The 14,613-nt window shown below is 29.7% G+C and carries 14 protein-coding genes; 6 read left to right on the top strand and 8 right to left on the bottom strand.

What is annotated here, in order from left to right:
* Nucleotides 1–18 precede the first annotated feature (18 nt).
* Nucleotides 19–1,476 (top strand): RNA polymerase factor sigma-54, encoded by a 1,458-nt coding sequence (gene rpoN, locus ABDX67_RS03015; protein WP_347173456.1) that lies wholly within the window; start codon nt 19–21, stop codon nt 1,474–1,476.
* 3 nt (nt 1,477–1,479) lie between these two features.
* Nucleotides 1,480–2,079 carry a hypothetical protein gene (locus ABDX67_RS03010; RefSeq protein WP_347173455.1) on the top strand — a complete coding sequence of 200 codons (600 nt, stop codon included), beginning with the start codon at nt 1,480–1,482 and terminating at the stop codon, nt 2,077–2,079.
* On the opposite strand, the gene ABDX67_RS03005 is transcribed toward ABDX67_RS03010, so the two are convergent.
* The 6 genes from ABDX67_RS03005 to ABDX67_RS02980 all read right to left on the bottom strand — a co-directional run bounded on the left by ABDX67_RS03005 (nt 2,074) and on the right by ABDX67_RS02980 (nt 6,457).
* Nucleotides 2,074–2,748, bottom strand: coding sequence for a porin family protein (locus tag ABDX67_RS03005; RefSeq protein ID WP_347173454.1), 675 nt, complete (start codon nt 2,746–2,748; stop codon nt 2,074–2,076). The two genes, ABDX67_RS03010 and ABDX67_RS03005, sit on opposite strands and share 6 nt — an antisense overlap.
* 101 nt (nt 2,749–2,849) lie before the next feature.
* On the bottom strand, nt 2,850–3,317 hold the full coding sequence (locus ABDX67_RS03000; protein WP_347173453.1) for an ExbD/TolR family protein: 468 nt from the start codon (nt 3,315–3,317) through the stop codon (nt 2,850–2,852).
* 20 nt (nt 3,318–3,337) lie between these two features.
* The gene (locus ABDX67_RS02995; protein ID WP_347173452.1) at nt 3,338–3,958 is read right to left on the bottom strand and encodes an ExbD/TolR family protein; all 621 of its coding nucleotides are present in this window, start codon (nt 3,956–3,958) and stop codon (nt 3,338–3,340) included.
* 3 nt (nt 3,959–3,961) lie between these two features.
* Nucleotides 3,962–4,423: a hypothetical protein gene (locus ABDX67_RS02990; protein ID WP_347173451.1), complete on the bottom strand. Its 462-nt coding sequence runs from the start codon at nt 4,421–4,423 to the stop codon at nt 3,962–3,964.
* 8 nt (nt 4,424–4,431) lie between these two features.
* Nucleotides 4,432–5,151 carry a MotA/TolQ/ExbB proton channel family protein gene (locus ABDX67_RS02985; RefSeq protein ID WP_347173449.1) on the bottom strand — a complete coding sequence of 240 codons (720 nt, stop codon included), beginning with the start codon at nt 5,149–5,151 and terminating at the stop codon, nt 4,432–4,434.
* Between the two features lie 274 nt (nt 5,152–5,425).
* Complete coding sequence (locus ABDX67_RS02980; protein ID WP_347173447.1) at nt 5,426–6,457, bottom strand: asparaginase; 1,032 nt, start codon at nt 6,455–6,457, stop codon at nt 5,426–5,428.
* A gap of 216 nt (nt 6,458–6,673) precedes the next feature.
* Here ABDX67_RS02980 and ABDX67_RS02975 point away from each other — a divergent pair, with 216 nt between their 5' ends.
* The 4 genes from ABDX67_RS02975 to ABDX67_RS02960 all read left to right on the top strand — a co-directional run bounded on the left by ABDX67_RS02975 (nt 6,674) and on the right by ABDX67_RS02960 (nt 11,468).
* On the top strand, nt 6,674–9,046 hold the full coding sequence (locus tag ABDX67_RS02975; RefSeq protein WP_347173446.1) for a TonB-dependent receptor: 2,373 nt from the start codon (nt 6,674–6,676) through the stop codon (nt 9,044–9,046).
* A gap of 16 nt (nt 9,047–9,062) precedes the next feature.
* Nucleotides 9,063–9,611, top strand: a complete 549-nt coding sequence (locus ABDX67_RS02970) for a hypothetical protein (protein ID WP_347173444.1) — start codon at nt 9,063–9,065, stop codon at nt 9,609–9,611.
* Nucleotides 9,601–10,608 (top strand): sensor histidine kinase, encoded by a 1,008-nt coding sequence (locus ABDX67_RS02965; protein WP_347173443.1) that lies wholly within the window; start codon nt 9,601–9,603, stop codon nt 10,606–10,608. Before ABDX67_RS02970 ends, ABDX67_RS02965 begins: the two co-directional genes overlap by 11 nt.
* A 95-nt stretch (nt 10,609–10,703) precedes the next feature.
* Nucleotides 10,704–11,468 carry a LytR/AlgR family response regulator transcription factor gene (locus ABDX67_RS02960; protein WP_347173441.1) on the top strand — a complete coding sequence of 255 codons (765 nt, stop codon included), beginning with the start codon at nt 10,704–10,706 and terminating at the stop codon, nt 11,466–11,468.
* Between the two features lie 74 nt (nt 11,469–11,542).
* On the opposite strand, the gene lepA is transcribed toward ABDX67_RS02960, so the two are convergent.
* Nucleotides 11,543–13,339, bottom strand: a complete 1,797-nt coding sequence (gene lepA, locus ABDX67_RS02955; protein WP_347173439.1) for a translation elongation factor 4 — start codon at nt 13,337–13,339, stop codon at nt 11,543–11,545.
* Nucleotides 13,340–13,448: 109 nt separating this feature from the next.
* Nucleotides 13,449–14,555 (bottom strand): hypothetical protein, encoded by a 1,107-nt coding sequence (locus ABDX67_RS02950; protein ID WP_347173438.1) that lies wholly within the window; start codon nt 14,553–14,555, stop codon nt 13,449–13,451.
* Between the last annotated feature and the right edge of the window lie 58 nt (nt 14,556–14,613).

The following is a 14,613-nucleotide window of genomic DNA, read 5'->3' as shown; positions in this document are numbered from 1 at the left end:
TTATTTTATACAAAATAAATGCTAAAACAAAGTTTAAATTTTAAGCTACTACAAAAATTATCTCCACAGCAAATTCAGCTGATGAAGTTAATTCAGTTGCCTACACAAGCTTTTGAAGAGCGTTTAAAGCAAGAAATAGAAGAAAATCCGGCATTAGATACTGGCAAAGAAGAACCCGAAGATTTTGAAGATTCTTTAGAAAATGAATATGAAGATGATGGGAATGAAAAAATTGACACAGAAGACATCAACATAGATGAGTATTTGAGCGATGACGAAATTCCTAATTATAAAACACAAGCAAACAATTATGCTGCAGATGATGAAGATAGAGAAATGCCGTATGCTTCAGGAACTACTTTTCATCAATCATTATTAAACCAATTAAATACATTTCGTATAAATGACGAAGAAAGAATTATTGCCGAATTCTTAGTTGGTAGTATTGATGATAGCGGATATATTAGAAGAGACTTATTAGATTTAGTTGATGATTTAGCTTTTACTCAAAATGTTTTTACAACAGAAGAAAAAGTTCTTGAATTATTAATTAATGTTGTTCAAAAATTAGATCCAATTGGTGTTGGCGCAAGAGATTTAAAAGAGTGTTTAGTTATTCAGCTAAAAACAAAATCAGCACAAAAAATAAGAACTTTAGCAATTGCTATTTTAGAAACTTCTTTTGATCATTTTGTAAAAAAACATTACAAAAAATTAATGGAAAAATTTACTATTTCTGAAGAGGAACTTAAAGAAGTTATCCAAGAAATTAGTAAGTTAAACCCAAAACCCGGCAGTTCTTATGCGGGTAATAATAAATTTGCAGAACAAATTATTCCAGATTTTTCAATCAAAATTATAGATGGCGAATTAGATTTGACCTTAAACTCTAGAAATGCACCAGAATTGCATGTATCAAGAGAGTATAATAATATGCTAAAAGGATACCAAGAATCTAAAGAGAAATCAAAATCTCAAAAAGATGCTGTGCAATTTATCAAACAAAAACTAGATGCTGCAAAATGGTTTATTGATGCAATTAGGCAACGTCAACAAACCTTGTTAGTTACCATGAACAGCATTATGCACTATCAATACGAATATTTTTTAACTGGTGATGAGCGAAAGTTAAAACCAATGATTTTAAAAGATATTGCAGATCAAATAAACATGGACATTTCTACGGTTTCTAGAGTTGCAAATAGCAAATATGTTTCTACACCTTATGGAACAAAATTGATTAAAGAATTCTTCTCAGAATCTATGAAAAATGATCAAGGTGAAGATGTTTCTACCAGAGAAATTAAAAAAATATTACAAAATGTTATTGGTGAGGAAGACAAAAGAAAACCATTAACAGACGATAAACTTTCTTTAGTTTTAAAGGAAAAAGGATATCCAATTGCTAGAAGAACTATTGCCAAATATAGAGAGCAATTAGACATTCCTGTTGCTAGATTACGAAAAGAAATTTAGTTTTTGAAATTTCACAAATTCATATCTGTAATTTTACATCCAATTGTAATACCAACAATTGGAGTTTTATTATTTCTTAGCATTACACCAAATGAAATCAGAAAAGAACGTCAATATTTACTGATTAGTATTGTGTTTTTTTCAACTTATATTGTTCCGTTAATTTCTTTAATTATCTTAAAAACACTTGGATTAATTGAAAGTTTTCAGGTAGAAAGCATAAAAGAACGGAAAATTCCACTTTTTTTAATGTTACTTATTTTCTATATTTTAGGTAATTCACTTATCAATATTTCAGATTTTAAAGAGCTGGGGATGCTTTTTTACGGAACAAATGTTTCACTAGCTATTATTTATTTATTATTCTCTTTTCAGATAAAATCTAGCTTACACATCATGTCTTTAAGTAGTGCTTTAGGGTTTTTTCTTCTCTTTGGAAATATATATTCTATCTCTATTTTACCAATTGCTGTGATTTTAATTATCCTTATTGGAGTTTTAGCAAGTTCAAGATTGCAATTAAAAGCACACAATCAAAAAGAGATATATCTTGGCTTTTTTATTGGTTTGGCTGGACAGTTTATTGCGTATAGCTTGTTATAAAATATAGAAAATCAATCCTAATTTTAACACTTTTGTGTCGATTGGATTTGTACCTAAAATAGATGATTTTAACAACGGAGATAAACCATAATACAAACTAAAGTTAAATGTAGAATACCCAGCGGCAACTGTTAATCCGTATTGTACTTTATTAAATCGTTCTATATTATCATATTCAATTAACACACTATTTGAAGTATATTCTAATGTGTTTTTTAAATTATAACTGATTTTAAAACCTGTATAAATCCTCCAAAACTTATACTTATTAGCATTTGATGTTCTCCATCTAATCTCAAAAGGAAATTCTAAGGAATGTAATTTTAGTCCACTTGTACCAACAACACTTGGGTCAACATCAACAATTACTGTATTACTAGGTTTGGTTATTTTATATCCATGGTTAAAAGAATCAAAAGCATAACCAATACCAATTCCTAAAGCTACTCTTCCGCTTTTAACTAGAGAAATGTCTTTTATATAACCTGTGTTTAACCCATATGAAAATCCACTACCAATTACGTTACTAGGTTGATTAAATAATTGATTGTAGCTAATATTAACATACAATTGATCTTCTAAATATTTATCTCCTAAATTCAGCGAATCCTTTTGTGCATAAAGGCAAAAAGAGATCAACATTAATAAAATAGAAAATAATTTTTTCATAAATAGATTTTGACAAACTTACAACGTTAAATATACAGTTTTTGTATAAAAAAAGGGCAATCGTTTGATTGCCCTTTTTTAAATATTCTATAGAAAATAACTTATTCTTGAATTGCTTCAGATTTACGACTAGATAAACTAAGTTTTAAAGCACCTACGTCTCTAAGTTTAAGTTTAATATCTGTAATCGTACCAACACTAGATTTAATATCTGCTTTAATAGAAGTAGTCATAAATGGTACTTCTGCTTCAGATCTTTGAGATCTTTCATTTAAAATAAATGCAGTTACATCATCTGGAGTTGCAATCTTATCATTCAATTGAATTTTATCTCCACTTCCTAACTTTTTGTCTTTTGCTTTACCAACGTAGATAGTACTAACCAAACTTTTATGCTCCAATTTTTTTACTTCTGTAGCATTCGGAAGTACTGGGTTTTCAATTTTTAAATCTGTTTCTCTCATCGTTGTTGTAACCATAAAAAAGAACAATAACATAAAAACAATGTCAGGTAAAGAGGCCGTGTTTACAGCTGGCATTTCTTTTTTCTTCTTTCCGAATTTAGACATATTTATTATTTTTTAATTGATTATGATGTTGGTTCTGCGTCAGATAAAATTTGAGGATAGCTGGTTTTTATAAACTCAACTTTTTTCTTCAAATCTTCATTTTTTAAATCCTTTTTAAAGTCTTCTTCTAGTTGATCATAAGAAACATTATACTTTTCTAGAGCTAATCTATTTCTTAGTTCTGTATAAGCTCTTAACAACTCGTTTTGTACTTTAATATACATTCCATATTCTGTACCTCTGTCACTTTGAACAGAAATAATAGCTTTATTTGGATGGTCTGAAGAAGTAGCACTTCTAGCTCCTTTACAGTAATCACAAGGACCCGTAGAGACTCCGTCTATTTCTTTTCCTTCACCACCACCATTATCAATAAACTTTATTGCGGCTTCTTTAAGCTCTCCTAATTTCATAGTTTCACCTTCAACAAGCAATTCATTATTTCTATTGATATTAACTTCAAATATGTTTTTTTCTTTAATAACAGGTGGTACATAATCTTTTGGTGGTTTTTCAGATAATTTTTTTGAAATTCCTGAATCCACATCCATAGTAGTTGTTACTAAGAAAAAGATTAATAACAAGAAGGCGATATCCGCCATAGAACCTGCATTAATTTCTGGGGTTTCTCTTCTTGCCATAATTTATGATTTTATTAATCCTTTTATTAAATCGTATACAAAGAATGCTCCAGCAATGATTCCTAAGAACATGCTATACCATATACCTGTACTTACCCAGTGATTTATAGAAGAACCTGCTTCACCACCAGGAAGAACTTTTCCTTGAGGATCTGTAACAGCTAAACTGTCTCCTGTAAAATAAGCTATTAATAAAACAACTCCCAAAGCTACCAAACCAAGTAAAGTCTTTTTTAAACTTTCTGGGTTTTTTACTAAAGCTAAGGCAGACATAACTACCGCAGTTCCAACAGCTAAGTATAACAAAATTGTTGAAAAAGTAATAATTGGGTCTATAACGCTACCCTGAACTTCAGGGTCGTTTAAAATTGCTTCTCCATCAGCCATGAACACTCTAATAAATAGAAATGCACCTATAGCTGCTATTAGAGCAACAAATAAACTTAATATTTTTGATAGATTCATAATTATGATTATTTTTTATATTTCACTAATAAGTCAATTAAAGAGATAGACGCATCTTCCATGCTGTTTACAATACTATCAACTTTTGAAACTATGTAATTATAAAAAATCTGTAAAATAATTGCTACAACTAATCCAAATACTGTTGTTAAAAGTGCTATTTTAATACCACCTGCAACAACTCCTGGAGAAATATCATTTGCAACAGCAATTTTATCAAATGCTTCAATCATACCAATTACAGTTCCCATGAAACCTAACATCGGCGCCAAAGCAATAAATAAAGACAACCAAGAAACATTTTTCTCTAATAATCCCATTTGAACTCCACCATATCCAACAACAGCTTTTTCTGCAGCTTCAACTCCTTCGTCCATTCTATCTAATCCTTGATAGAAAATAGAAGCAACTGGTCCTTTTGAGTTTCTACAAACTTCTTTTGCAGCTTCTACACCACCAGAACTTAATGCTTCATCAACACTAGCAACTAATTTCTTAGTGTTTGTTGTTGCCATATTTAAATAAATAATTCTTTCGATAGCAATTGCTAAACCTAAAATTAAGGCTACTAATACAATTCCCATAAATTGAGGATCTCCTTCAATAAAACGTTTCTTTAATTCTTGGTGGAAAGTTTCTGATTGAGCTGCTTCTTGAGCAAAAGTTGATTGAATAGCTCCAAAAAACATGAATCCAGCTACTGTTAGGATGTTTGATACTTTTTTCATCTTTGTTATAAATTAATTTTTAATAGTTAACGGGTTTAAAGATATTGATTTTAAATTCAAATTAACAAAAAATGTCTTTTCTAATTTTTATGAAAAAATTATTCAAATTCAAATTTTATCGTTTTGAGAGTGCCAATTAACAAAAAATTGTTGAGTCTCTAAAAAAAAACAGCAAATTTTTATGCTTAAAAAGTAAAATTTAACTCTATTTTCTATTAATTCAATAATGAAGAGTGTTTTACTATGTTAAATTTGCATGAGTTTACGTTTTTATTTAAAAATCTAATTCTCCTCTTAATGGTTTTTCAAATGTTCTTTTAAACTCTTTATTTGGAATTCCTACTCCTAATAAATACATTAATTTTGCAATGGCAGATTCTGTTGTTATATCTTTTCCATCAATTATTTTAATTCTCTTTAAATCTACACTCGTTTCATAATGTCCTAAAATAACACTTCCTCCTACACATTGAGTAACATTTACAATTTGTATGCCATTTTTTACAGCTTTTTCTAATAACTGAATAAACCATGGATATGTTGGCGCATTCCCAGAGCCATAAGTCTCTAAAACAATTCCTTTTAAATTTTTAATTTCGGTAATACTTTTTACTACTTCTTCTGTAAGACCTGGAAACAACTTTAATACAACTATATTGTTATTCATTGCTTTTCTAACAACAAGCTTTGAATCTTTTGGTGCCGGCTTTAAAAGCAACTTATAATTAAAATGTAAATGCACACCACTTTCTGCTAAAGGCGGATAGTTTAACGATGCAAAAGCCTCAAATTGTTCTGCATTTATTTTTGTGGTTCTATTCGCTCTATATAATTTGTATTCAAAATACAAACAAACTTCAGAAATTACAGGTTTATCATCTTTTCTAGAGCAAGCAATTTCTATGGATGTAATTAAATTTTCTTTTGCATCGGTTCTTAAATGACCAATTGGCAATTGCGAACCAGTAAATATTACTGGTTTTGCTAAGTTCTCTAGCATAAAACTAATTGCTGATGATGTGTACGCCATCGTATCAGAACCAGTTAGCACAACAAACCCATCGAATTTAGAATAGTTACTTTCTATCACTTCTGCAATTGTTACATAATATTCTGTATTCATATTAGAAGAATCTATTGGTTCTTTAAACGAATAAGTGTCAATTGTACAATTTAACTGAATTAACTCTGGAACTCTATCTAATAGTTGTTCGAAATTAAATGCTTTTAACGCATTTGTTTCGTAGTCTTTTACCATTCCGATTGTTCCACCAGTATAAATTAATAGAATCTTTGGTTTTGTCATTTTTGATGTCTGTAATTGTCGGGTAAATTTATCATTAATAATTGAATTATAAATAAAGATTTTGTTTCGAGGAAACCATTATTAATTATTTAGCGTCTCTACTTACATAGATTCTCAGTCTCTGTTCATCGGAAATTTATACCGTTTCATCAGATTTTGATTTTTAATACAATTTTATCATCGCACTTTTGAAGTGTCAATCAAAAAAAGACAATTATGAAATTTCTCACAACAACGTTATTATTAATCTTTACAATCAATTTTGGATTTTCTCAAAACAGTATTAAAGGAAAAATAGTAGATACTCAAAATCAAACTTTACCTTATGCTAATATTGTTTTATATAAAATAGGAGAAGAAAGTAATCCGAAAGGAACTGTTTCTGACGATCTTGGAAACTTCATATTTGAGAACATTACCTCAGGAAATTATAAAATTGAAGTTTCTATGCTTGGTTTTGAAACTCAAAAAATTAACCAATTTCAATTAAACGAAAATAAAATTTTTAACATCACTTTAAAAGAAGAAAGTCAGACTTTAAATGAAGTTATTATTACAAGTAAGCGTCCTGTTATTAAACAAACCGCAGAAAAACTAACTATCGATTTAGAAAAATCTGAAATGATAAATACTACTTTACAAGATGTAATGCGTAAAATTCCTGGTGTTTTAGTTACCAATAACGGAATTTCGATTGCTGGTAAAAGTGGTGTTCGAATTCTTATCAACGGAAAAACTACAGAATATATGGATGTAGAAACGTTATTGCGCGATTTTCCTGCGGATAATATTTCTAAAATTGAAGTTGTAGAACAACCTGGCGCAGAATATGAAGCTTCTGGTTCTGGTGCAATTATCAACATTATTTTAAAGAAAAATGTGCGTTTAGGAACTCATGGAAGTGTAAATGGTTGGATTGGAAAAGACAATGGTTTTGAATACGGAACAGGTTTTTCTTTAGCTAGTTATAAGAATAAATTAAATTGGCAAACAAATATAAGTCACTCAAAACCTACTTGGAGAGACGATTTATTTTTAGTTAGAACTGTTGGCAACGAAACATATAATCAAGAAACTAAAGAACCACACAATCCAAACAATTTAACTTTTAGTGGAAATGTAGATTATTATTTAAGTGATAAACATTCAATCGGAATTGGCGGTCGTTGGAACAAAAGAATTTCTGACAGAATTGTTTCTAGTAAAACTATTATTTCTGATGCAAATACCTCAAATGTGTTGTTTTCAGAAAATGTTTTTGATCGAGTTAGTAAAAATTTTAACTTCAATCCATATTACGAATACAAAACAGATTCAGAAAAATTAGTCATCGATTTTAATTATATCGATTATGAAAATAACAGTATGAACACCTTATCTGATGTTGCTGGAAGCACAATTAACTATCAAGATAAAAGATACATTCAAGACGGAAAATACAATATTAAAACCTACAAAGCAGACTACTCTAAAACCTATTCTGATAATTTAAAATTGAGTTTCGGAAGTAAATATGCTACTGTAAACACAGACAACGATTTACAATCTTTTACAGAAAATAACACAAACGGATTTGATTCAGATATTGATAATAGCAGTCAATTTTTAATTGATGAATCTATTTTCGCTATCTATTCTAAAGTAAATGCAACTTTCGGAAAATGGTCTTTTTCTGGTGGATTGCGTTATGAAAATAGTAATACAAACGGAACATCGCATTTTATCAAAAATGGAATTCCAACTACAGAAACTAATAAAAGACCAATTAAAAAATTGTTTCCGAGCGCTTCTTTTAGTAGAGAAATTTCTGAAGTTTTAGGCGCAAGTTTATCGTATAGTTATAGAATTCAAAGACCATCTTACAATAGTTTAAATTCTTTTGCCACTTATTTAGATCCGTTTTCTTCTGGAGTTGGAAATCCAAATTTAAAACCAGCATTTACCAATAATTATCAATTTAATTTAACATATGAAGGACAACCGTTTTTTACTGTTGGATATAGTAAAACTGAAGATGTTATTTTTCAGTTGATTCAACAAGACAATGCAACCGCTCAAATAAGACAAAGAGATGTAAATGTAGAAAACAATTCTAACTGGAATATTAGATTGTTTGCGCCGTTAAGTTTTATAAAAGGTGTTGATGGTTATACTGGCTTTATTGTAATGAATACAGATTATAAATCATCAACATTTAATGTAGATTTAAACAAATGGAACTTATTCTGGTTTGTACAAGCAAATTATAAATTGCCTTGGGATGTTAATTTTGAATTAAGTGGAAATTACGGAACTGGCGCATTAGAAGGTCAGATTGAAGTTGATTGGTTGGCAGAAGTAGATATGTCTTTCGGTAAAAAATTCTTAGACGATAAATTAAAAGTAAACCTAGGAATTAGTAAAGTTTTAAATCGTGGATTTGTAGGCACAATTGATTATGGAAACGGAATTGCAAGTGTTGAAAGTAATGGTTCTCGACAAAATATACAATTACGTTTAACGTATAGTTTTGGTTCTAAATTCGGAAAAAAGAAAACCAGAAGAAATTCTGCTGAAGACGAAGTAGAAAGAATTAATAACAATAATTAAGTAACTTTGAATTAACATGAACTACAAACCACTATTTATAATTGGCTTACTGTTTGAGGCATTCGGTCAGATTCTTTTAGCACAAGGAAACGATTTTGTGTACGCGTTAAAACCTATAGATTTTGCGCATTGGTCATTATTAATAGGAGTTGCTTTGTTAATTCCACAATTAGGGCAATTTCCAAAAAGCATATTTACTTATATTGGTGTTCCAATAATAATAATTGGTATTGTATGTATTATAGGAATGTGCGTTTTAGATTTTATTTGGTGGAGTCAACCAACTCAAGAAGTTAGAAATGAATTTGCAGTTCAAATATCTAAAATTCCTAGTATTTGGAAACCATTTATTACAACAGGTCCAAATTTTTTAAATGTTGGTTTATTACTTTTGGCACTTAATTATTTTAAACAAAATAAGCTTGGTGTTTCGTTAATTATTTTAGCTACATTTATTTTATTTTTTGGTAGATTTATTCCGTTTAGATTGATAACTGTATACTTCATTACCGCAATAGGTTTTAGTATTTTCTTTTATAAAAAACCACTTATTAATGAACACTAAACTTAACAAATCTGATTATGTAATTCTAGCCTTTTTTTATGTTATAAGCGCGGCAATAAACATTTTAGATTATTATCAAGACCAAGAGGATTTAATTGAATATTTAATAGACATTCCTATGTTTATGGTTACCTCTTTTTTAGGTGTTTTAATTTTTATGTACTTAATTATTCCTAGGTTTTTAATCAAGAAAAAAAACTATTTGCTTTTTGCCTTTTGGGGACTTCTTACTGTTAGTTTCATCGGAATCATAGAAAGGATTACCGGATTTTTATCAAGCGGAGCAGCTTTAGAAAATTTTCCTTCAGTTTTTAATTTGATTTTATATTCTGTTTTTAACGGTTCAGATTCTATCGGACTTGCGTTAGGTGTTTTACTTACAAAGAAATTTTACGAATCTCAATCTCAAATTTCAAAGATTAAAGAACAACAAAAGGAGAACGAATTAAAGTTATTACGCTCTCAAATAGACCCACATTTTTTGTTCAACAATTTAAACACTTTAGATTCTTTAGTAGATACAGATGCTAAAAAAGCAAAAGAATACATTAATAGATTGTCTTTAATATATCGCTACTTGATAAAAACTAAAGATGCCGAAGTGATGGAACTTTCTAGCGAACTACAATTTGCAGAAAATTACATTTTCTTAATTAAAACTCGTTTTGGAAATGATTACGAATTTAACATCGAAAAAAACATCAATATTATTGATAAATTTATTCCAACTGGATCAATTCAAGCATTGTTAGAAAATGTTGTAAAGCACAATAAATCTGATGGAGAAACACCAATAGAAACCACCATTTTAATAAATGATGGTTGGTTAATTATTACAAACACAAAATCTAAAATTGTTACTAATCAAGAGTCTTTTGGTACAGGTTTAGAAAATTTAAAAGCACGTTATAAATTACTTTCAGATCAGCAAATTCAAATTCATAATATGGATAAAAAGTTTGAAGTATTTATACCAATAATTCAATTAAGTAGCTAATTGTTATTTCAAATAAAGTGAAGTGGAATTGAGAAATCTCATCAAAAATAAAAAGATTTCTCCATAAAGTAGAAATGACAGTCAAAGTAAACAATATGAAAATACTAATTCTCGAAGACGAAATTCCGGCGTATCAAAAATTAATCAATTGTTTTGATCAGTTTTTTGATATAAAAATATCTTTCGATTGGGCAAGAACCAACAAAGAAGGAAAAGAATTTTTATCTAAAAATAAATACGATTTCATCTTGTCTGACATTCAATTGTTAGACGGAATTTCGTTCGATTTATTTGATACTGTTTCAATTGATTGTCCAATTATTTTCTGTTCTGCACACGATGAATATTTGTTCAAAGCTTTTAACACAAACGGAATTGCATACATCTTAAAACCTTATTCTCAAGAAGAGTTTAATAAAGCGATAGAGAAATATCAATCTTTATTTAATCAAGGAAAATACGACGCTTTAAACTCTGAAACCTTGTCTAATTTAAAATCTGCTTTACAAGAAGAAAATACTATTTATAAAAAACGTTTTGTCATTAAAAAAGCAAAAGGAATTCAGTTGTTAAGTGTCACAGATATTTGTTTGATAGAAGCTTCTGGCGATTTCTGTATTGCCACAGATAAAGAAGGAAAAAGACATGCTATTTCACAAACCTTAGGATTGATTCTTCAGCAATTAAATCCTACAAAATTCTTTAAAATTAACAGAAGTGAAATTGTAAGTATTGATGCGATTGAACATATAGAAAGTCATTTTAAAAACAGATTGTTAATCACAATAACAAACGTAAAAGAAAAAGTAATGACGAGTTCCTCTACAACTTCTGGTTTTAGAAAGTGGTTGGAAAATTAGACAAAAAAAAGAGTCAAAGATCAAAAAAATTTAATCTTGACTCTTGGCTCTAAATATCTTGTTTCTAAAAAAAATTAATCATTCAACTTTAAAACTGCCATAAATGCTTCTTGCGGTATCTCTACATTACCAACTTGACGCATTCTTTTCTTTCCTTTTTTCTGCTTTTCTAGTAATTTACGTTTTCTAGAAATATCTCCACCATAACATTTTGCTGTTACATCTTTACGCAACGCTTTTGTAGTTTCTCTTGCAATAATTTTTGCTCCAATGGCTGCCTGAATAGGAATATCAAACTGTTGTCTCGGAATTAATTCTTTTAATTTTTCAGTAATTTTTTTACCAATCGAATACGCATTATCTGCATGTAAAAGCGCAGAAAGTGCATCAACTGGTTGCCCGTTTAATAAAATATCTACACGAACTAACTTAGAAGTTCTCATACCAATCGGCGAATAGTCAAAAGAAGCATAACCTTTAGAAACTGTTTTTAGTCGATCATAAAAGTCAAATACAATTTCTGCCAATGGCATATCAAAAGTCAACTCAACCCTTTGTGTTGTTAAATAGGTTTGGTTGGTAATTTCACCTCTTTTTTCGATACACAAACTCATTACTTGTCCAACAAAATCAGATTTTGTAATGATAGACGCTTTAATATATGGCTCCTCTACTCTATCTAAACTTGATGGATCTGGTAAATCTGAAGGATTATTTAACATAATAATCTCATCAGGATTTTTCTTTGTAAAAGCATGATACGAAACGTTTGGTACTGTTGTAATAACAGTCATATTAAACTCACGTTCTAAACGTTCTTGAATAATTTCCATGTGTAACATTCCTAAGAACCCACAACGAAAACCAAAACCTAAAGCCGCAGAACTTTCTGGAATAAAAACCAACGAAGCATCATTTAATTGCAATTTTTCCATAGAATAACGCAACTCTTCATAATCTTCTGTATCAACTGGATAAATCCCTGCAAAAACCATTGGTTTTACATCTTCAAAACCATCAATAATTTCATTAGTAGGGTTTGCAGCATCAGTAATTGTGTCTCCTACTTTTACCTCTTTTGCTGTTTTAATTCCTGTAATTAAATAACCAACATCACCCGTTTTAACAGATTTTTTAACAACTTGACTTAGTTTTAAAGTACCAACTTCATCTGCAAAATATTTTTTGCCAGTTGCCATAAACTTGATTTCTTGCCCTTTTTTAATCTCTCCGTTCAACACTCTAAAATACGTTTCGATTCCTCTATAAGAATTGTAAACAGAATCAAAAATTAAAGCTTGCAACGGTGCATTTGGATCTCCTTTCGGAGCAGGAATTCTATCAATAATTGCAGCAATAATATTGTCAACTCCAAAACCAGTTTTTCCACTTGCATGAATAACTTCTTCTGGATCACAACCTAATAAATCTACAATATCGTCTGTAACTTCTTCAGGATTTGCACTTGGCAAATCCACTTTATTTAAAATCGGAATGATCTCTAAATCGTTGTCTAAAGCTAAATATAAATTAGAAATTGTTTGCGCTTGTATACTTTGAGCAGCATCAACAATTAAAAGTGCGCCTTCACAAGCGGCAATAGAACGGGAAACTTCGTAAGAAAAATCTACGTGTCCTGGAGTATCAATTAAATTTAAAATATATTGTTCTCCGTTGTGCGTATAATCCATTTGGATTGCGTGCGACTTAATGGTAATACCACGTTCGCGCTCCAAATCCATGTTATCTAATAACTGATCTTTCTTTTCACGATCTGTTACAGATCCTGTAAAATCTAACAATCTATCTGCCAACGTACTTTTACCGTGATCAATATGTGCGATAATGCAAAAGTTTCTAATATTCTTCATTCGTTAAATCTTATTTCTAAATATGGTCTGCAAATATAGGCTTTTTGGTATTGAAAAAGCGGCAAAGTTGCAAAGTTCACGAGTTACAAAGCAAAAAGCAACTGCGTTGCTAATCTTGCCATTCTGCAATAAACAAATTGGTATCATGTCCTCCGCCGTTATTTCTATTTGATGAAAAAATTAATTTTTTACCATCGTTAGAAAATACTGGAAATGCATCAAATGTTTCTCCGTGTGTGATTCTTTTTAAATTTTTCCCGTCAATATCAATCATATATAAATTGAAAGGAAACCCTCTTTCAGATTCAAAGTTTGATGAGAATAAAATTTTCTCTCCAGAAGGATGAAAAAACGGACTCCAGTTTGCGTTTCCTAAATCTGTTAACTGACGTAAATCAGAACCATCTGCATTACAAATGTATAGTTCCATTTTTGTTGGTTGCACCAAACCTTCTTTTAATAAATCTTTGTATTCTTTAATTTCTGCTTCGGTTTTTGGTCTCGAAGAACGGAAAATTAATTTTGTTCCGTCTGGCGAGAAGAACGCACCTCCGTCGTAACCTAATTCATAAGTAATTTGCTTTACATCAGAACCATCAATATTCATGGTAAACAATTCTAAATCTCCAGTTCTCATAGATGTAAAAACAATTTTATCTCCTTTAGGAGAAACTGTTGCTTCTGCATCATAACCTGGTTCTGTAGTTAATTGTTTTGTAATATTTCCTTCTAAATCTGAAATAAAAATATCGTAGCTTTCATAAATTGGCCAAATGTATTTTCCATCTCTTTTTAATGGAGCTGGCGGACATTCTTTTCCTCCTAAATGAGTAGAACCATACACATAACTTTTATTATCTGGTAAAAAATATGCACACGTTGTTCTTCCTAAACCTGTAGAAATCATTGGTGGTTTAGAATCTTGAAACGTTTCACCAACATTCATCAAAAACATTTGATCGCAATCTGCTCCCCAATTTTTATTGTTCGATTGAAAAACAATTTGTTTATCATCAAAACTCCAATAGGCTTCTGCATTATCTCCACCAAATGTAATTTGTTGCATCGATTTAAAATGCACTTCTTCTGGGTAAATTAATGTTGTATCCCACTTTTTTGTTGCTCCAGATTTTGCATCTGTTTTATCCTTTTTATCTGTTTTACACGAAACGATTACAAGTGCAAAAATCACCAAATAAATACCTCTTAATTTCATTATATACTATTTTAATTTTACAACTAATAATTATTAGTTATTTTTGACAAAAATAATA

The sequence above is a fragment of the Polaribacter uvawellassae genome (assembly GCF_039748955.1).
In the GTDB taxonomy this organism is placed as follows: domain Bacteria; phylum Bacteroidota; class Bacteroidia; order Flavobacteriales; family Flavobacteriaceae; genus Polaribacter; species Polaribacter uvawellassae.
The sequence above is the reverse complement of the archived record's forward strand: the minus strand, read 5'-3'. Positions and strand labels throughout refer to the sequence as shown.